The organism is Maridesulfovibrio sp. (assembly GCF_963677005.1).
Taxonomy (GTDB): Bacteria; Desulfobacterota; Desulfovibrionia; order Desulfovibrionales; family Desulfovibrionaceae; genus Maridesulfovibrio.
Map to the genome: position 1 here is coordinate 1,613,155 of NZ_OY781616.1, position 18,713 is coordinate 1,631,867.

The 18,713-nt window shown below is 46.5% G+C and carries 18 protein-coding genes, 1 tRNA gene and 1 pseudogene; 10 read left to right on the forward strand and 10 right to left on the reverse strand.

Annotated features, from left to right (window positions below; genetic code table 11):
- Positions 1-51: 51 nt before the first annotated feature.
- Positions 52-255, reverse strand: a complete 204-nt coding sequence (locus ACKU4E_RS07425) for a hypothetical protein (RefSeq protein ID WP_320170442.1) — start codon at positions 253-255, stop codon at positions 52-54.
- A gap of 240 nt (positions 256-495) precedes the next feature.
- Between ACKU4E_RS07425 and ACKU4E_RS07430 the strand changes: the two genes are divergently transcribed.
- The 5 genes from ACKU4E_RS07430 (at position 496) to ACKU4E_RS07450 (ending at position 4,721) form a co-directional block, all read left to right on the forward strand.
- Positions 496-1,113, forward strand: a complete 618-nt coding sequence (locus ACKU4E_RS07430; protein WP_320170443.1) for a recombination-associated protein RdgC — start codon at positions 496-498, stop codon at positions 1,111-1,113.
- Positions 1,114-1,131: 18 nt separating this feature from the next.
- Complete coding sequence (locus tag ACKU4E_RS07435) at positions 1,132-1,665, forward strand: hypothetical protein (protein ID WP_320170444.1); 534 nt, start codon at positions 1,132-1,134, stop codon at positions 1,663-1,665.
- A gap of 1 nt (position 1,666) precedes the next feature.
- Complete coding sequence (locus ACKU4E_RS07440; protein WP_320170445.1) at positions 1,667-2,224, forward strand: arylesterase; 558 nt, start codon at positions 1,667-1,669, stop codon at positions 2,222-2,224.
- 158 nt (positions 2,225-2,382) lie between these two features.
- A complete protein-coding gene (locus tag ACKU4E_RS07445; protein WP_320170446.1) occupies positions 2,383-3,501 on the forward strand; it encodes a patatin-like phospholipase family protein in 1,119 nt (372 codons plus the stop codon).
- Positions 3,498-4,721: an ABC transporter substrate-binding protein gene (locus ACKU4E_RS07450; RefSeq protein ID WP_320170447.1), complete on the forward strand. Its 1,224-nt coding sequence runs from the start codon at positions 3,498-3,500 to the stop codon at positions 4,719-4,721. The genes ACKU4E_RS07445 and ACKU4E_RS07450 overlap by 4 nt, the downstream gene beginning before the upstream one ends.
- A 5-nt stretch (positions 4,722-4,726) precedes the next feature.
- On the opposite strand, the gene ACKU4E_RS07455 is transcribed toward ACKU4E_RS07450, so the two are convergent.
- Positions 4,727-5,404 carry a VTT domain-containing protein gene (locus ACKU4E_RS07455; protein ID WP_320170448.1) on the reverse strand — a complete coding sequence of 226 codons (678 nt, stop codon included), beginning with the start codon at positions 5,402-5,404 and terminating at the stop codon, positions 4,727-4,729.
- 151 nt (positions 5,405-5,555) lie between these two features.
- Here ACKU4E_RS07455 and ACKU4E_RS07460 point away from each other — a divergent pair, with 151 nt between their 5' ends.
- The 5 genes from ACKU4E_RS07460 to ACKU4E_RS07480 all read left to right on the forward strand — a co-directional run bounded on the left by ACKU4E_RS07460 (position 5,556) and on the right by ACKU4E_RS07480 (position 8,690).
- The gene (locus ACKU4E_RS07460) at positions 5,556-7,253 is read left to right on the forward strand and encodes a YcaO-like family protein (protein WP_320170449.1); all 1,698 of its coding nucleotides are present in this window, start codon (positions 5,556-5,558) and stop codon (positions 7,251-7,253) included.
- A 59-nt stretch (positions 7,254-7,312) separates the two neighbouring features.
- Positions 7,313-7,399, forward strand: a tRNA-Leu gene (locus ACKU4E_RS07465).
- Positions 7,400-7,603: 204 nt separating this feature from the next.
- Positions 7,604-7,822 carry a hypothetical protein gene (locus ACKU4E_RS07470; protein WP_320170450.1) on the forward strand — a complete coding sequence of 73 codons (219 nt, stop codon included), beginning with the start codon at positions 7,604-7,606 and terminating at the stop codon, positions 7,820-7,822.
- 108 nt (positions 7,823-7,930) lie between these two features.
- Positions 7,931-8,158 (forward strand): hypothetical protein, encoded by a 228-nt coding sequence (locus ACKU4E_RS07475; RefSeq protein ID WP_320170451.1) that lies wholly within the window; start codon positions 7,931-7,933, stop codon positions 8,156-8,158.
- Positions 8,133-8,690 carry a hypothetical protein gene (locus ACKU4E_RS07480; protein ID WP_320170452.1) on the forward strand — a complete coding sequence of 186 codons (558 nt, stop codon included), beginning with the start codon at positions 8,133-8,135 and terminating at the stop codon, positions 8,688-8,690. Before ACKU4E_RS07475 ends, ACKU4E_RS07480 begins: the two co-directional genes overlap by 26 nt.
- Before the next feature lie 67 nt (positions 8,691-8,757).
- On the opposite strand, the gene ACKU4E_RS07485 is transcribed toward ACKU4E_RS07480, so the two are convergent.
- The 8 genes and pseudogenes from ACKU4E_RS07485 to ACKU4E_RS07520 all read right to left on the reverse strand — a co-directional run bounded on the left by ACKU4E_RS07485 (position 8,758) and on the right by ACKU4E_RS07520 (position 18,713).
- Positions 8,758-9,108, reverse strand: coding sequence for a hypothetical protein (locus tag ACKU4E_RS07485; RefSeq protein WP_320170453.1), 351 nt, complete (start codon positions 9,106-9,108; stop codon positions 8,758-8,760).
- A gap of 131 nt (positions 9,109-9,239) precedes the next feature.
- Positions 9,240-10,040, reverse strand: a complete 801-nt coding sequence (locus ACKU4E_RS07490; protein WP_320170454.1) for a formylglycine-generating enzyme family protein — start codon at positions 10,038-10,040, stop codon at positions 9,240-9,242.
- Between the two features lie 166 nt (positions 10,041-10,206).
- Complete coding sequence (locus tag ACKU4E_RS07495) at positions 10,207-13,086, reverse strand: formylglycine-generating enzyme family protein (protein WP_320170455.1); 2,880 nt, start codon at positions 13,084-13,086, stop codon at positions 10,207-10,209.
- A 7-nt stretch (positions 13,087-13,093) separates the two neighbouring features.
- On the reverse strand, positions 13,094-14,014 hold the full coding sequence (locus ACKU4E_RS07500; protein ID WP_320170456.1) for a MoxR family ATPase: 921 nt from the start codon (positions 14,012-14,014) through the stop codon (positions 13,094-13,096).
- 8 nt (positions 14,015-14,022) lie between these two features.
- Positions 14,023-15,498 carry a hypothetical protein gene (locus ACKU4E_RS07505; protein WP_320170457.1) on the reverse strand — a complete coding sequence of 492 codons (1,476 nt, stop codon included), beginning with the start codon at positions 15,496-15,498 and terminating at the stop codon, positions 14,023-14,025.
- 261 nt (positions 15,499-15,759) lie between these two features.
- Positions 15,760-16,943, reverse strand: a pseudogene (locus tag ACKU4E_RS07510) (IS3 family transposase).
- Between the two features lie 31 nt (positions 16,944-16,974).
- On the reverse strand, positions 16,975-17,676 hold the full coding sequence (locus ACKU4E_RS07515) for a hypothetical protein (protein WP_320170458.1): 702 nt from the start codon (positions 17,674-17,676) through the stop codon (positions 16,975-16,977).
- A gap of 29 nt (positions 17,677-17,705) precedes the next feature.
- Positions 17,706-18,713, reverse strand: coding sequence for a hypothetical protein (locus tag ACKU4E_RS07520; protein ID WP_320170459.1), 1,008 nt, complete (start codon positions 18,711-18,713; stop codon positions 17,706-17,708).

An 18,713-nucleotide genomic window follows, 5' to 3' on the forward strand; every position in this document is an offset into this window, starting at 1 on the left:
CACCAAAGGCAAGAGAGCCTGGAAAAAAGCCGCTACTCTTTCCACACAGGTCTAAAGGGAACCGCACATGTTTCTGTAGTTACCGCATTCCTGCTTATTAATAAACGGACACGGCGACTTCATGAACCATTTCTTGCGCGGGCACCAGAACCTGTCCTTGAAAGGTTCGTTGCACCCGTCTCTGGTCAGCATTTTCCTGTCACGGTTTCCAACAACAAACGATCTGCCTTCGATTCTTACGCTCAATACGGTCATAATGACCTCCACTGCTTTCATCAGCTGCGACTGACTTGATCCTCCTTGGGGGTTGCCTGATTTACAATCTTCATCAACTGAAATAGAGTATGCACCTAGCATGCCATAGTTACGGCAGATTAAATTCTTTGCTCTTTACATCCGGATGAAATGATCTTAACCATTAACGTTTGCGTTAAACACCGCAGCTAATACAACCCGGCTGGAAGCCAGTGCCCAGACCGGTTCAAGGAGCATGTTTTGCCAATACTTTCCGCCAGCACAGGGATAACCAGATACAGGGTTCTGGAAGAAATCAGCGACGACCTTATCCGGGAAATCCCGGAAAGGCTTATCAAATTCGCCTTCATGGACATAGATCATACCGCCGAGGAACGTTCGTTCGGATGGGTGAACATGGACGACATGCTTGACGACAAGTGGACGATTTCACCACCGGAAAAAGCCCAGTACTTCACATTTTCCCTGCGGCTTGATACCCGCCGCGTTCAGCCTGCCGTACTAAAAAAACACTACCAGATAGCCCTGAACCACGAGATGGCCGAAGCAAAGAAGGAAGGAAAAAATTTCATCTCCCGGGATCGCAAAAGGGAAATCAAGGACCAGGTTACCCTGAAGCTCAGAGCCCGTTCACTGCCCATTCCCGCAGTTTTCGATGTGGTCTGGAACGTCCCTGAAAACCGGCTCTACCTTGCGGCGACCAACTCAAAAGTCATGGAACTGTTTACCGACTATTTTTCGGAAACCTTCGACCTGACCCTGGAACCGCTGACGCCATTTTTTCTGGCCATGGAAATGCTCGGCGAAGACGCCGCCAAAAAGCTCGAATCCCTGGACCCCACTTATTTTGTAGGCTAACCGCCTAAAGGAGCACACATGGACCTCTTGATGCTTGCCGAAAGGGAAAACACCCTTTTAGGCCAGGACTTTCTGACCTGGCTCTGGTTCAAAAGCGAAATAAACGATGGTATGTTCGAGCAGGAAAACGGTGAACGTTTCATGCTCTATATGGAACAGCGCATGTCCGTGCAGGGCGGTGACGGAGAGAATGTCGATACGGCCACGGTAAACTCGGCCAGCGGCGACATGACCGAGGTTCTTTACGGGCTGCGTACGGGGAAAAAAGTCACCCGCGCGCAACTTAAGATGGAAATCGATGAAAACGTGTGGCAGGTTCAGATTAAGGCCGAAGATTTCGCCATGGGCGGATTGAAAACCCCCAAGGTGGATATGAAAGATGAGGAAGGAGACGACCCGGATGGGAAATTCCTGGAAAAAATCTACCTGATCGAAAAATGTATGACCCTTTTCGACCGCGTATTCAAGGAATTCATAACCCTGAGAATTTCGGAGCAGTGGCAGGATGAAGTGGCAAAATTCCGACACTGGCTCCGGGAAGGCGAAAACTAGCATGTCCAAGATCACACTGGCGGCATTCGGAGACAGCCTCACCGAGGGATACGGTCTCCCCGCGTACAGCTCATTTCCGGCCCAGCTGGAGCGCAGACTCCTTGAGGAAGGCTGCCATGTGGAAATCGTCAATTTCGGCCTGTCCGGGGACACATCCGCAGACGGATTGCTCCGGCTTGCCGATGTGATTGAAAGCAGACCGGATTGCGTCTACCTGGAATTCGGCGCCAACGACTGCTTTCAATTGCTGGACCCGGCTCAGCTTGAAATGAACCTGTCCGCCATGATCGAGGCTTTTCAGGAGGCAGGAACACCTGTTCTCCTGCTGGGCTTCAAACCGATGAACTTTACCCCCCATACCTACTCCTCCGCCTTCTCGGCCGTTTATCCGGCTGTGGCCGAAAAGTACGGCATCCCCCTCTACCCCAGTTTTACGGACGGAATCGGTGAAAATCCTGAACATTACCAGCCGGACGGAGTGCATCCGAACAACGAGGGAGTTCAGATAATGGTTGAAAGGATTTTCCCGACTGTCAGGGATTTTCTTGATTCCCTGTAGCCTCGATTTTCCTTTTTTCAGCATCAAAAGCACAGAAACGATAAGAACCGGCCCCCGAAAGTTCATTACCGTACGTTCAAAGACAGCGACAATGGACTGATTAATATTGTAATTTCTTCTCCGCAAAGTTATCTTAAGGGATAAAATACGGAGAACGAATGGAAGAAAACAATAGTCCCCAACCTTCCGGGGAAGAAGCTGCCCCGAACCAAAATCCGAAATCACCCAACAAGCCTTCAGTCGCCCTTATAATCGGCTCCGAGGGAATAAAGTCCTTCTGCGCCCTGCCGTTCATCGAATACCTGCTTGCTGAGGGGGTCGGAATAGATCTGGTAATCGGAGTCAGCGGCGGGGCACTGCTGGCGGGGTTTCTCGGAACCGGATACGACCTGCGCCAGATTCAGGACATCTTTTCCAAGACTGTCGATCCCCGTTTTTTTACCGATGTAGACTACGATTCAGTCCTTGAAATAGCCAGCACAGGCATGGGCAGATTTTCATCCTCCTCCGGTATACTGAAAACGGACTGCCTGAGACGAACGTATGAAATCCTGTTCAAAAAAACCGACATCTCCGACCTGAAACCCCGCACTCTCATAGCCGCAACCGAGCTTGCCACAGGAGAACCCGTCATCCTTGACCGAGGGAATCTGGCCAAGGCAATCTATGCCGGGAGCGCAATATACCCGCTGATGCCTCCGGGAGAAATTGACGGGCGAAAACTCATCGACGGGGCTTTCTCCTCCCCTGTTCCCATAATGGAATGCGTAAAAAGACAGATAGACATCATCATCGCCATATATTTCGATGATGCCTGCAACCCGGAGCCTGAAAGCTTCATGGAAAGCTATTTCAATACATCGCGCATCTTCAAACGCTCAATCCTGACCAGCCAGCTCCCCCTTGCCATAGACATGCACCACCACGAAATCATTCCGGTCTACATAAAGCACCCCCGTCCGATTGAATTATGGGAAGTGAACAAGCTGAATGAAATTGTTCATGCCGGTAAAGTAGCCCTGAGCAACAAAAAAGAAAATTTTCAGGATGCGGTGCAAGAATACAGTAAGAAAATGGAATTACGTGCGGAAAAACGCAGACGGGCGGAAGCGGAGAAAATCGCTTCCGAAAACAGGAAAGAAACAAAGGCGCAAAAGAAAGAACAACTGACCGAACAGAAAAATAAGCAGGAAGATCAAAAACAGCCGGACACCCCCAAACGTACCTTCAAAATAGTAAAAAGCAAACGCAAGGAAAGGAAGGGCAAAGGAGTATGAAAACATTTCTAAGATTGATCATCGCGCTGCTCGTGCTCAGTTCACCGGCGATGGCGGCAGACATAACTATCGGCACCGTCTTTGAGATATCCGGCCCGAATCAGGCGACTGCGCAGGAAGCAATGAACGGAGCCCTGCTGGCTGTCAAACAGATAAACGGGGCTAAACGGGGAATCAACGTAAAACTTGAAATGCGTTCCACATCCGGACAGCCGGAAGATGTGCTGAAAACGATCAACTCATTTCAGGAGATCAAGGGATTAAGTGCCGTAACCGGGCTGATCTCCGATGATGCAGCCATGAACGCCGCCCCGGCCATGCAGGCCGCAGATACCACATTTCTGTGCACAGGAGCGCAGACCGACGGGCTGGCCCAATCAGCAGGAAACTGCATATTCACACTGGCAGTCCCGGACATCCGCATCGGACAACTCCTTGCCGATTTTGCCGCCAATACGATTCAAACTGGCAACATAGCTCTCATACGTTCGGACCTTAGCGATTCATGCGCCAGACAGGCGGACAGTTTCGCACGCAGATTCAAGCACAACGGCGGGAAAATCATGACCGAAATGCGCATAACCGAACAAAACGCGGATCTCGGTTTCATTGCCGCCAAGCTGAAGGATCTCATTCCTCCGCCGCCATCAAACAGCACGGTAACAGAAGATGCTCTCGGAGCCAGCGATTTTGACGATGACGGAGCGGTGATAATTACCGGAAAACGTGATCAGTCCCCGGCCCCGCCCATGGTGGAGACCGTGGTGATCTTCGCGCCTGCGCACATGGCCGCAGCCGTTATGAAAATGCTCCAAAAAAACGACCTTGTATACCGAACCATCGGAGGGAGTTCTTTCGACACCGTCACCATGTGCAGCACCATCAACAACTGGCCCGGAACGGTCTTTTACGCAGCACAGGCCGCCCTTACCCGCGAAGATCCCCTTGTTGATGATTTCGTGCAGAAATATACGAATCTTTTCGGATCGGCACCGCAGACCGGCTATTCGGCCATGGGTTTCGATTCGGTTATGCTGCTTGCGGACGCAGCCGAAAAAGGCGGACCGGAAAGCAAATCCCTGCGCACGGCCCTGAACGGTATAACCGATTTTTCAGGGGTGAGCGGAAAAATATCTTTCCATGAACGGGCTGCAAGCAAACCGCTCTATATCATGCAGTCACAATCAGGACAGATTTCGCTGGCTGCGGAAGTGGACTGATCCCGCTAATCTTTCTCTATACTGCGCCGGGTGGCCCTGACCAGCAGGACAATCATGCCCCCGGCGACCAGAAGGGCTGCAAGCAATTTCCAGTTGAAAGAACCTTTCAGAACTCCGGCGGAAAGGATATGGCCCCCGGCCGTGAGGAACACTGTTTCCGGGATGAGGCAGACCACGCTCATTATGATGTAGGGAATGTAACGGATTCTGGTAACGGACAACAGATAGTTGGCTATGGAATAAGGCACGACCGGGACAAGCCTGCTCAGGGCCAGCACCTTTACCGGGTGGTGATGGCTGAGCATCTCGATCCGTCTGAAATTAGGGTCTGAGCCGAACTTCCTGAGTATCAACCCCCTGAAGATATAACGCCCGAGCACAAAGGATACGGATGCTCCTCCGGCCATGCTGATAAGACACATGGCTGTCCCCTTCAGCGCCCCGAACAGAACCCCGGCGACAACCGTAAAAATGGTCTGCGGCAGCCCCAGAGTCATACAAACCACGTTGATCAGCATGAATACCAGCGGAGCAAAGTTACCGCTTTTCTCGATCCATGCCGTAATGGCGCTTAGGTGCCCCTCGCCGAAATGCTCCGCGGCATAAGAAATTCCGCCCACAACAGCCAGCAGCACAAGCCCGTGCAGTATTATTTTGTGACCATGCCCAGATCTGTTCACCATAATTTCCCCTTTCTTTGTCGACCACTATTTCATACCGTACAAGTCCGAAGTTTACGTGACAACTGTCGCTTATAAGGATAACACACGCTGACCGACAGCAGTTTTATTACTGAAAAATACATTTTCAGAAAACAATAATCAGGGGAAAATAATGCGCTACGAGTTAAAATTGATGGATACCCTTTCAGGAGCCGGTTGTTTCGCGGCTTTTCCCGGCCCGAACCTTAGCTTTTCCGAAGTACTGGAACATCTTGAAGCCCATCCGTTTGACGAATACATGCACCGCCATATGCTGGATATGCTCGGCAAGCACCGCACCCGCAAAGTTCAGAAGCTGATCGGGGAAGTTAAGGGAAATCCCGACAAAAAAGTTCTGGCCGCCCTGCTCTACGAAGCGGTCCTGACCCATCCCCGCCTTGAGTCCCTCCGGGCCGAAGTTGAAAACAGCTTCGATGCCGCGGAGTTAAAAGAATACTCGCCGACCCTGCATCTGCGCTCTCATCTGCAGACAGACCAGCCGCTGCATAACAGCTGGACCTCCATTTTCGCCGACAACATAGAAATGCACACCGAACTGCCTTTACCTGGGGAAACAGGCGCCACGGCACTGTACGCAAAAGACGAACTGCCCGCAAAGACTGCTGTGACGGCAGCGGAAATCAAATCAGGCCTTGAGGCGGAAAACAAGCTTCCTCCGGCAAAACCGCGTTCCCCCATCGAGCTTGTGACGTCCAATGCAAACCGCAAGCTTGAATCCATAGGAGCTTTCATGGGACCGCAGATGCGGCAGAAGGGCTGTTTAAGCCCCTTTGCGGTTCTCCATCACTGGATGGTGGAAAACAGGACAAGCAACGGAGCCCTGAGTAATTCCCTGCGGGCCATCCAGACCAGTTACGGACGTGGGTTGACATTTGAGCAGGCCTGCGTGTCCTGCGCCATGGAAGTGGTTGAACGGGTAAGTTCCTATGCCGACATCGGAAAATCCGGAGTCATGGGCCGCACAGAAGATCTTCCTGTCATAAAGGGCACTTATGAAGAGATAAGCGCAAAAGGTTCAGCGCTGAATCCTGCACAGTTGAGCCTTGAGGTGCCGTACGAAGGCCAGCCGCTGTGGTGGATGCCCTCTGAAATGTTTGACGGGGCCGCGCATGTTCCTTCCATGCTTCCGGTGCAGCATATTTTTCTTTTCTGCAACCTTGATGAACAGAGCCTGTTCAGTGGGCTGAGCTCCACAGGGCTCGCATCCGGCAACACCATGGCCGAAGCAAGGCTGAGTGCCCTGCTGGAAGTTCTGGAAAGGGACAGTGATTCCACCATTCCCTTTGACATGGACAGATGCTTCACCGTTGAAACGGACGACCCGGCCATCAGCAAGCATCTTGCAGACCTTGAGTCCTGCGGCATAAAAGTATGGTTTCAGGACACAACATCCGAGTTCGGAATTCCCTGCTACAAGGCCTTTGCCATCGGCAAGCACGGCGACGTGAACAAAGGCGGAGGGTGCTCCCTGAACGCCAAAAGGGCACTGATCTCAGCCCTGACCGAAGTGCCCTACCCGTTCCCCGGCCCGCCCACATCCGAGCTTCCGCAAGGATTGCCCGTACGCTCTCTGGAGTCCCTGCCCGACTTTTCAACCGGAAGTGCGGAAGGCGACCTCATGGTGCTGGAACAGACCCTCGCCGCAAACGGATTCTATCCCCACTACGCCAACCTGACGCGCAAGGACCTGCAGATTCCTGTAACAAGGGCAGTTGTTCCGGGTCTGGAGATAGTCACCGATTTCGACAAGTTCTCACGCGTAAGCAAGAGGCTTTATCGCAACTATCTCGACATCAAGAATCTTCTGTAATAAACTGCAGCCAAACTTGACTATGTAAAACACAAAGTATATCAAACACTACTTTCCGTGCCCGGATGGCGGAATTGGTAGACGCAAGAGACTTAAAATCTCTCGAGCTTACGCTTGTGCGGGTTCAAGTCCCGCTCTGGGTACCAAAAAAATTAAGGGTTTCCGAACAATCTTCACAGATTGTTCGGAAACCCTTTTTTTGTGCGCAGCGCCATTTTGAGCCTTAATGGGGCGACACCGAAGAAAGGGGCGCCAGCCCGATTGATGATATTTCAACATTCATCTTGAACAATGCTATCATTACCCGAAAACATAACACCTGACGGCAAACTCTTTGAAACAAGAACAATGTGGGAGTTGAAAAAGCCGAAGCTGCAGCAAAGGCTGTAGGCGGGATATCCATTGTTCCCAGGTTTACCGCATCAGAACGAGAACAGGGGCTGAGTGACTTTAACGATCTGCACAAGTCCAGCGGGCTTGGAGAAGTCCAGAATCAGCTCTCAGGGCTGTTCAAGCAGCAGAAAAAGGTTGTTCAGAAACAGACCACGGCTAAGGCCATGGCGATGTAAAAAAAACTTCAGATGGACTCTGAGGGGGGACCATCTGAAAGATCGAAGGCTTTTCTTTTCTAAGGGTAAAAGGTAGGTTGGAGATACGTACAAACAAGGAGAAATTATATGGCAAAAATGACCCGTGAAGAAAAATTTCAAATCATTCAGGAAATAAGAAAACTGGATGCAGAAGGCAAGCATGATGAAGCTTATGAACTGAGATACAAGCTTCCTCTTGCGCCGCACTTGGCCAAGGCATTGAAAGACACTGTTGGAGCTGAGGAGTTACGTAGTTCAAAATTTGACCTTTCGGAGGCTAACGAAGCATATGGGCAAAACTGGCTTACTGTTTAAGTTAGGTTCTAAACTTAACGATGATTGGGAAGCATACCAGCAAAAAGAAAACACACCTGAAGCCATTGCTTTCCAGAATGGCCTCAAGGATACTTTGGGGATGTACAAGGAACTGGCTGAATACCAAGATCCCGAAGCCATTCTGAAAGCTGAACAAATTGCACTGATTCAGGAAAAGGAATTTGCCAACTCGGCAGAGATGGTCAACAGTATCAAGCCGGGCTTAACCCAGCTTGATGAGGCCAGACAATCTCTGGAGCTGGTCCATGACAGCGAAGCGTACCATAAAGCGGCTTCCACATACGCCGGTAAACGAAAACAAGGCGGCCTGCCACTGGACGGTTTCAGGAAGTTCATAAAAAGCCATCAGGCTAGGCTGACCAACCGCCTCAAGGCTGACGGCTCTCACGAAGAAAAAAACATCCTCCGGCAACGCAAGGCCAATCTCAAGGTCGCAAATGAGGCCTATATCAAATTACAGAAAAAAGCCCTCGGCATGGGTAACGCCAAGGGCATGGTCATGACTAGGTAGCAGGGAACTCTGAGGGGGGATTCCTGCAAAAAACACAAAATTAAGCCTATAAAACTTATTTTATTTATTAGTATTCTTCATGCTCAAGGCTATTTTTGCCAAGATCAACCACCTGAGAATGGATCACGACGTCAAACCATTTTTTAAAAAGCCTTCTATCCCGATTCTTGGGCCACAAGTCAACCCTCAGATCCCATGATTCCAGCTCAAGTTCAAATATTTCCCTACTGTTCTTTAAAATATATTCTAGAGCCTTGCCATTGTCCTCATAGTCCGGAACCAAAAAAGTCATGCAGTCATCGCGAAGATCCGCCAAGGTTACATCGGGCACTTCTCCCGCATCGGGAAGCGACTTAGCCCAATCCACAAAAGGCTGTCTGGGCTTCACAATTGCAACAATCCTATTAATTACTTTCATATTACGCTTCACTTCGGTTAGACGTTCTTTGGCAATCTTAAAATATTCGTACTTTAGCCCCGTCCCTGACCTTGGCTGCTGCTCCACTACTCAGCCCGCCAGGGTCTCACCTCTTCCTGCTGCGCCTCCGGCTATCCTTTATGGCCTAAAAAAAAACGAAAACCGATGCTATTAGAACGAACTACAGGCTGGGATCTGAGACGACTGGCAGAACGCACGTTCCTGCTGACGTCGATCCAGCCGCCACCACGTAAAATGCGGAACTCGCCTGAATCAGACCTTTCAGGATAAACGCTAGCACCTTCCGAATATTCTCCATACCAATCCTGACACCACTCCCAAAGATTACCGTGCATCTGGTAAAGCCCCCATTGGTTGCAGGGAAGAGCCTTAACTGCTACGGTACTATCTATATGGACAGAACCGTAATAATTAACTTGCTCTGTAGTTATTTTATGCCCGAATGAATACGGAGTCAGCGTCCCTGCTCTACAAGCGTATTCCCATTGGGATTCGGTCGGATGCCAGAGCTTCAGACCGTTTAATTTATCATTCGTAATCCTCAAAAATTCCTGACAGTCATTCCAGGAAACAGAATCAACTGGAAGCTGCTCCTCTCCCTTGAACTGGCTAGGGTTATTGCCCATAACCTTTTCCCACAATTTCTGAGTACAGGGCGTGTCTGCCAGCCAGTAACCTTCAGTCAAAGTCACTTTGTGCAAAACTTCATCACTAGAACGCCCTGGTTCGCCGAAAGGCGAACCCATCAAGAAAATACCAGGACGTATCCAGCGCATGACCTGTACCACACCTTCAATCAGCAAAGAAGCCCAAAGGCCATACTTATCCTGCCCCCATGAGTTGGCCCATAGTGGAGGAAAAGGATTTGGAGGCACGCAATTATCTATAAAACCTAACTTATTTGAACTCATTTTGTTCCCGAACTTATCGCATCATCTCGAAATTCTGGCATGGTAAAAAAAGCATACCTCATCACACCTCCACTCTCCATATTTGCGGACCCCACGCCGTCCCTGACCTTGGCTGCTGCTCCGCGACGCAGCACGGCAGGGCCTTGCTCCCATTTTGCGCCTCCGGCTAACCTTTTTGGCCTAGGGAAAAACGAAAACCTATATCCCTGAAACGGATGACCGGCCGGTCCCTGCTGCGGCTGGCGGAACGCACGTCCCTGCCGTCGTAGATCCAGCCGCCACCACGCAGAACACGGAGCTCGCCTGAATCAGGCCCTTCAGGATTAACGCTGGCACCCTCCGGATATTTTCCATACCAATCAGAGCACCACTCCCAAACATTCCCGTGCATCTGGTAAAGTCCCCATTGATTGCTGGGAAGCTCCTTCACAGCTACGGTACGTTTTCTATACACTCCTTTGGCCTCACCCTTGCCTGGATTATTGTCGTCATAATTCACTTGATCCGTAGTTATCTTATAACCAAATGAAAACGGAGTTTGTGTTCCTGCTCTACAAGCGTATTCCCATTGAGCTTCGGTCGGAAACCGAAGCTTCGACCCGTTAAGTTTGTCGTTAGCAATCCTCAAGAATCCCTGACAGTCATCCCAGGACACGGAATCAACTGGTAGCTGCCCCTCACCCTTGAACTCACTTGGATTACTACCCATAACCTTGTCCCACAATTCCTGAGTGCAGGCCGTGTCCGCCAGCCAATAACCTTCAGTCAAAGTCACTTTGTGCAAGACTTCATCAGCAGACCTATCTAGCTCGTCTTTCGGGGAACCCATCATAAATGTGCCGGGCTGTATCCAGCGCATGCGTTGTTTTACGCCTAAAATATTCAGATCAGCATAAAGGCCATATTGATCAAAGCTGTAAGATTCTGCCCAGGATATGTCAGGTATTTCGGTAGACAGTATGCTCTCGTATTGAGATTGATTAAACCAGAATCCATTTTCGGTATTATTTTCCGATGTATGTTCGAGAATTATTCCGCTTAATAATGAAGTAGCATTTAATTTTGGTAATCCGCCTTGCTTTAATTCGCCACCTAGAGAAGACTCATCTAATATAAAAGTTTCCACGGATTCAATTTCGCTTGGAAGAACATGTTTTATTATAGAATCGTTAAATGGGAGGGCAGCATACAATCCAGTGGCATCGCGATAGATTGATTCGGCCCAGTCTGGTTTTGGTTCGGCAGCAAGAGTGATGGATTCAAACTTTGATTTTAAAACAAGATTGTTTTCAAAAGGAATAGGAATGCTGAGTCCCTCAGTAAAGGTACATTGTTTTAAAGCATCTCGAGATCCATGTTTAATTAACCGATGCCCCTTGATTGACACTAGCGGAAGACCATTCCGCCTCTGATGGGCTTTACTGAACAAATGAAGCCCGGTCCCGACCTGACGCACTTCCCATTGGTCCGTTGCACCATCCTGCCTCTCGTCCGAATCAAAATCCTCTTCGGTCAAAAAGGATGGTATAGTCTTACTCTCGCGGGAAGCCCATTCCTCCTCAAAAACTTTTGCAGCAGTCTTAAGCAATTTATCTGCCCCATCCACCCCTCTGACATGATCAAGCTGTCGCCAGCACATACGTTTTACCCATGCCTTAAAAGCAGATGCCTCCGAACTATGGGCCTTATCAAGGCACCCTCCTATCCACGAAAGATAATCTTTTAGTTCTTCAGGAATAGGCGCATGAACATCAAACTCCTTGCGCAGAACATGCTGAGTCAACCTCTCTTCCAACTGCACTTCCGGAGCCAAGAATTCATGATGGGTTTCTATCAACTTTAATGCTCTTTCTTTCTGTCCCTCCGGGAGCAAAGCAAATCTATTTCTATATCTTCGCTGCTCGTCAGGTTTGAATAAAATGGATTTATAAAAAGTGTTAACAACCTCATGATTCCAGACCAAAGCTTCTGTTCCGACACTGGCTGCTGGAAGAAAACTACGCATAGAACGCACTAATCCAGTATCAATATATACTGCCGGAGAAAGTAATGTCAGAAGACTTTCAACATAATCCTGCTCTTCTTCATCCCCCTGTTCGTCCCAAATCTTCTCTTCACTTTTATTAGCCGAAGGATGAACAAAATCGTCTAATGAAATCTGCCGAAACAGATTCGAATGATCATCATCCCACATGTCTTTTGAAGCCGGGGTCAATACAACCGGCTTAATTCCCGAATCACGCAAAGTTCGACCAAACTGCACCCACTGACTACGCTCAAAAGAAGAGCCAAACACTCCCAGATCGGAAAAAATTAATAAAGGGGCACCACCTTGATTGATTCTGACAGGCTTGAATTCTCCATATTCAGGATAAAAAGCACGTTGTAATGGACCGTCACTAAGACAACAAAATTCCAACCGCGATGGTCCGGTAAGCTTCCGCACACCGGCAATTAGCCAATGAAAATCATCTCGAAAAGGAGATAAGCACCGAGAACCATCCATTATAATCTGTGAAAAGGAAGCCCAAGTCTTACGCTTTTTTAATGGGATATGAGTAAAAGCCTCACCGCGGGAAAGAACACGCAAAACTTCCCGCTCATCAGGCTGAGTGGAATGAATGTCTCCCTGCAAAATCCCTTTCAAGACAGGCCAAAGCCGTCTCCAAGGAACTATCGGTTCTTTTGGTGGAGGGACTGAATTATCAGACAGCTTGGGTAGAGAAGGCTGGGATTTGCTTTCCTGTACCTTTGAAGCCTTACCTTGCTTCCAGTTATGCATTTTCCGCTCTTTGACATACCAGAATCGCGGATTCAACGTACTATCCCAACCAGTAGTAAGCGGAGCTTCTCCAATAAATGCCCCCCCTTCAGATTTTTCACCACCTAACGCATTATTCTGAGGTGATTTTTGGGGAGCCGTATATTTATACCCCAGTATATCCGCTAAAACATCCTTCGGAGGATCTGGAAATCTATTCAATATACGGACTAAGTCACTCCGCCCTACAGCACCAGAGGAACCAAATTTATCTGACTTACCCATAACTCAATTACAAGGCATCTTTTTTTAAAGTGAAGGATGAAATGGTCTCAAAGATGTCATTTGCCTGATCCTTAGTCAGATTCTTAGACTTGTTACTTAAATCAAAGGCGCTGACAAAATCCAGATACTCTGACAAACCCGGCTTATATCTTCCCCGAAATCCTTCTCTGTCCTTTAAAACAAACTTAGCAATATCATCCAAGGGAAGCGTATTGGAGAACTTATGAGCGATAGCCCTATCAACAAGCCATTTAACGGGATTGCCTCCTTTTTTTTCATCAGGAATAGCCATTTGCAAGACAAGGCATCTCCGTAAAAAAGCCTTGGGCAACTCACGCTCTTCATTTGTCGTAATTATTATCAATGGATTTGGTACACCGGCACTAATAGCTACCGGGTCATCAAGATATGGGACTTCAAACTTACCTTCAGCCAATGCCTCCAGCATGGAATTAGGTACATCTGAATCAGCCTTATCAATTTCATCAATAAGAACAACCCAGCCATTAGCATTTACAGGCTGTTCTTTATTGTAATGCAAGGATGGGCAACAGCTCCCTTTACATTTTTCATACATACTTGCAGCCTGCTCAGGCTGAAAGGCCCACCACAAAATCCCAGGGGACAGATAATTTTCCTTATCGAGATTTATGCATTTTTTATCATTGTCATCCAAAGAGCACTTCAACTGGGCGTCGCTTAGACGTTTTACCCCATCGAACTGCCACATAAGATCATTGGGCTCTGTTCGTGCAGTCACAACCTCTGAAATAAGCGTCCGGCCATATTTTATTGCTGCAGCCCTTGCTAGGGAACTCTTTCCCACTCCCGGTTCACCTCGCACAAGCAACGGCCTACCTAACTCGATTGCCGCCTCAACAACAAATTTGTGGTTGGGGTCCCATTCGTAATTGTAATTGTCGCTCATATTTCCCCTCACTGTATTTCACATGTTGTCTTGATCGACCCTAACGCCGCAGTAAAATAATCAATATTAAGCAAACGCAAAGCATCCTGGCTCTCACTTCTAAGTATAAATCTCACGGGTTGAAACCTACTACTTAAATGTGACATAATTTCAATGCCATGCACTTCTTCTTCCAACATAATATAATAATATCTTGGCTGTTTACGCTTTGAGCTAGACTTCAGCTCTTGTTTTATTATTTCATCAGAAAATACGGTATCATTCGATCCAAACATTGAAACGCACAATTCCTTTGGGCAATGCTCGTTAAAATAATCATACGTTTCTCTTGGCACTGCGGAACTTATTCCTAAGCCAAGGCCTAGTTCATCCAAATATTCTCTGGACATATTTTCTAATCCCATCCCAACTTCTCCAATAGAAATAACCTTAGAACAAGGATTGGTCGGATCAGGGACACTCATGGTAACAGTGGAAATAATTATCTCAACCTCGTGCTTGGCAACCGTTCGGCACTTAAGCGCAAAGGATGCATTTACATTGTAAATATTTTGAGAAGACAATTTGAACTCTTCACATTCGGAAATAAATTTCAAAGCTAGACAAAATGCTATTTCCTTATAAAAATGAGCCTTATCACCCTCTTTAACAGCTCCTTCTGGGCTCATTTTGCACAAATCTAAGGCGTCATTAATATCATCTTTAAAAGACCAAAATCCAACCTCTTGCAAATATTTTAGATATGCTTGTTCTGAAGGATTTCGCATTTCCGAACTTGGCACAACACAATCAGCCAATTTATTTTTGTAAAAATTATCATTAAGATATTTATGATCTAGAAACATTATTTTACTTGCAGACACATTCAAAATAACTTCTATAAATCTCTCTCTAAAGTGACTGTCCATACATTCAGACACACTTGTAGCCGAACAACTGGAACAGACAGTTTGCATCTCTGCAAATGATGTTGAAGTATTTACTTTCTCTTCAATTCGATCGCTTAATATAGATATTGACAGTAAATCCCTATTCTTAGAACTACTGCAAACAAACACACTGAAATATCCACACAAGCACCTTATAAATTTTCCGGAGATATTATCATCAAGACCACTGTCTTCATAAAATTTTCTTTTAACGTCATTATAAAGTTCACTATGCTCAAAACTTTTTCCAGAAATATAAATTTTTACTAAATCTAAAATTTGTTCAGTATCAATTAAGTTCAGCCTCTCAAAGCACTTATCAGTATTAACTTCATCATCAAAAAATATTCTACGAACAAACTTTGATTTGAAAGATGAAAAATAGCCTTCCGAGGGCAAAATTAAAGATCTATATGTCTCTATATTTGCTTTGATAGAACTGTCATATTCTCCCTTTCGGCTACTAGCGATATTTTTCAAAAGGAATAAAACACTAACCATCGGCTTTGCATTCTTAATAGCGAGCTTACCAATTGCAATCCAGTCTAAGGTCATCTCTTTCCCGCCAATATTATGATATCCTGAACGACTACTGAATTCCCATCTAGTCATTATCTAAAAACTAACAAGAATAATTAACAAACAAATATAACAACTTCAACAGGATTACTATTGTCGTGTGACTGACCAGAGGGGCATAGTAAATTTACAACAAATTCATTCTAGAACAGATCATCGCCCATTCTTAAGAGAACGTCCCTTACGTCGAATTTCATTCCCCGCAACTGATCCTGCCACACTTTTCTGGACAGTCAGCTAAGCCACAAAGAAATTTTCCTGACAGTTGATTTCAAATTCAGCAGGTGACACCCATCCATTACTGGAGTGTCGTCTTCTGCGGTTATAATAGGCCTCAATGTATTGAAAGAGAGCAATTTCAGCTTCCTGCCTGTGTGTAAATTTTCTATGATAGACCATTTGCGTTTTAAGGGTATGGAAAAAGGATTCGGCAACCGCATTATCCCAGCAATTCCCTTTGCGGCTCATGCTTTGGGTGCAACCATATTTTGCCAGCAATTTTCTAAATTCTCGACTGGCGTACTGCACCCCTCGATCGCTATGAATCATCAATCCTTTCGGTGGTCGACGCCTTGCAATTGCTTTTTTCAAAGCGCGGATTACAGAGCTTCTATCTAATGAGGCACTCAAATCCCAGCCAACTATTATCCTAGAAAATAAATCTATAAAAACAGTGAGATAAAACCATTTCTTGCCAACTTTAATGTATGTAATATCCGTAACCCAAGCAGTATTCGGCTTGTATGCCGAGAACCGACGGTCCAGCAGGTTGGGGGCAACCGGCTCCTTGTGAGAGGAGTCTGTGGTGACCACGAACTTTCTTGTCGTTTTACACTGGAGTCCCATCGCCTTCATTTTTCTAGCAACTCGAACACGACTGACCGAGCAGAACCGTTCTTCATCATGCAGGTCGGCTGTGATCATGGGACTTCCCGCCATTTGACCATGCTCATAATAAAGCTCCTGAATACGCTGGCACAATACTTTGTTTTCAATAGCTCTTTTTGATTCAGGTCTCGATAACCACGCATAAAAACCGCTCCTGGAAACGTCCAGAGTTAGGCACATCTTCTTCACCGGAAAACTGGAGCGGTTCGCTTTTATAAATTGGAACGTCATTTCGGTGCGCTGCTGAAGATGGCCAATGCTTTTTTTAGGATATCACGCTCAGTTTCCGCATCGCGTAATTTTTTCTCCAGCTCTTTGATCCTTCGTTTCTCATCAGTCAAAATTCCATTTTCCTGTCCGGTAAACGCATTCCCACCGTTACGGAAATATTCACGACGCCACCGATAAAGAATATTGGGGGAGATCCCAAGACTGTCTGCAACTTCGGTATGAGTTCGGGATGGATCTTCACTTAAAAGGACTGCATTTCGTTTAAATTCCGGATCGTAATTCCGACGTTTGGATTTGGTCATTCGCTTCTCCTGTGAAAGTCAGGATAGCGGCTTAAGTTCGTGTCCACAATCTTGTAGCAGGATCAAATTGCCGGGCGTCATCAATAAGGACATTATCTTCTAGTACATGTTCACCATATTTACTAAGCCCAGACACTTGTCCTGTCTTAATGGTTAGCTCTTCTGGCTTATATGATTGGTCAATGCCGAATGCATTTAATGCTGTTTTAATCGCATTTTCCTGTGCCCATTCTTTATTTGGTGTAGGCCGCAGTTTAGGAATTTGGCTCACAGTATTGTTTAATGCATTAATGTTTTCTGGGAATTCAGCCAAAATTTCTATTATGTTAGAACTTAGTTTTGGTGAAAGCATGGATGTAGCATTTTGGACTGGAATCTTATCCATGAAAGCCGAGTAGAATCTTGAAATTGTTATGAGGTCGGATAGCTCCTCAAAGGAATTAGGAACGATTCTTTGCAAACCAGTCAAGGTTAGCCGTGACTCCAACGTTGAAACGGCTCTTTTCCTTGCTACAACCCCGATGAATAGTTTTACTTCATGATCATCAATGAATTCTACTAAGCAAAAAGTAGGTGTCCTGAAATTTTTAAAACTGTCATGACGTCTAGTGAAAGTTATATGCTCTAGCCCTCGTCTAGAGTATAGCAAAGAGTGAGAATCTGCTTCATCAAATGAAATGAGGATGAGAGGTTTTTTTTCAACCCAATTTGCTATGTCATTTATAACGTCCATTAGTGCTCCAGATATATTGAGGAATGAGCTTATTCTTCGGCATTCACGATAAACTCGACTATTGAAACTCCACCACTGTCTTCAGGATAATCCGGCTCTTCTGGCCAGCCCCCATCAAAATTGGGAGGCCCATCATTACTGTTGTGGTCTGAGAAATTATGACTGCTTTGCATGTCGTAGCACTCTTTTAATAAAGAGTGCTTTGAGCTTGCTCCGGCAAGAAATACTCCGCTTTTTTGAAAGGTCATCGCATCAAAGGATGCTGAAGCTCGATCCGTAAAAACACTTACACGGTCTTTTGTTGCTGAAATTAAGTCGTTTACGACTTGATCCCACCCACCTTTTCCTAGTCGTGACGTATCGTAAGGCTTACCAGCATTACCTTGAATGAAATTGAATAATTCATGAATGAAGCATTGGTGACGACTTAATTTGGGAGTGGTCGGCTGAGCTGTTAGCAGTCCACAGTTGTCACATCTGATCTGATGGCGTAGTTCAACTTTTTCGAGTTCATACTGTTCTGCACACCCCGCGCCGTTGATGAATAAGTATTTTGCAGCGTCGTACATGTCTGGTTCGCAAATATATCTTTGTTCACCCATCAGGTACCCCGACCTGCGTCCATATATGAATGGTGGCCAGTTAGAATATAGGTGCCACTGGTTTTTATTGTCAGCCTTGCTGTATTTATTTCCTTTCTTGGCTTGTAACAGTAGTGCATTTTGCTTTGTGATTCTGTCGTTTGAAACCATCGTTTGTAAAAGCAACAGATCACCAATCTCAACTGATCCAGGAATTTTGTCTGGAAAAGTTTTACAAATAACTAAAGGGAGAGCATGAACAAAAGCTCCATTTACCGAAATTCTTATATTATTACTCTGAGCAATTCGGTTAATATAGCGCGGCAAAAGACATACTAGATTTGCAACTAGCTGAGGTTCATTTTGAGTCATATCACTAAAGGCAGAGTTTACTGCATAAGTAATAGCTCTTAATATCCTATTAGAATCATCCTTTCTAAATAGAAGATTTATCAT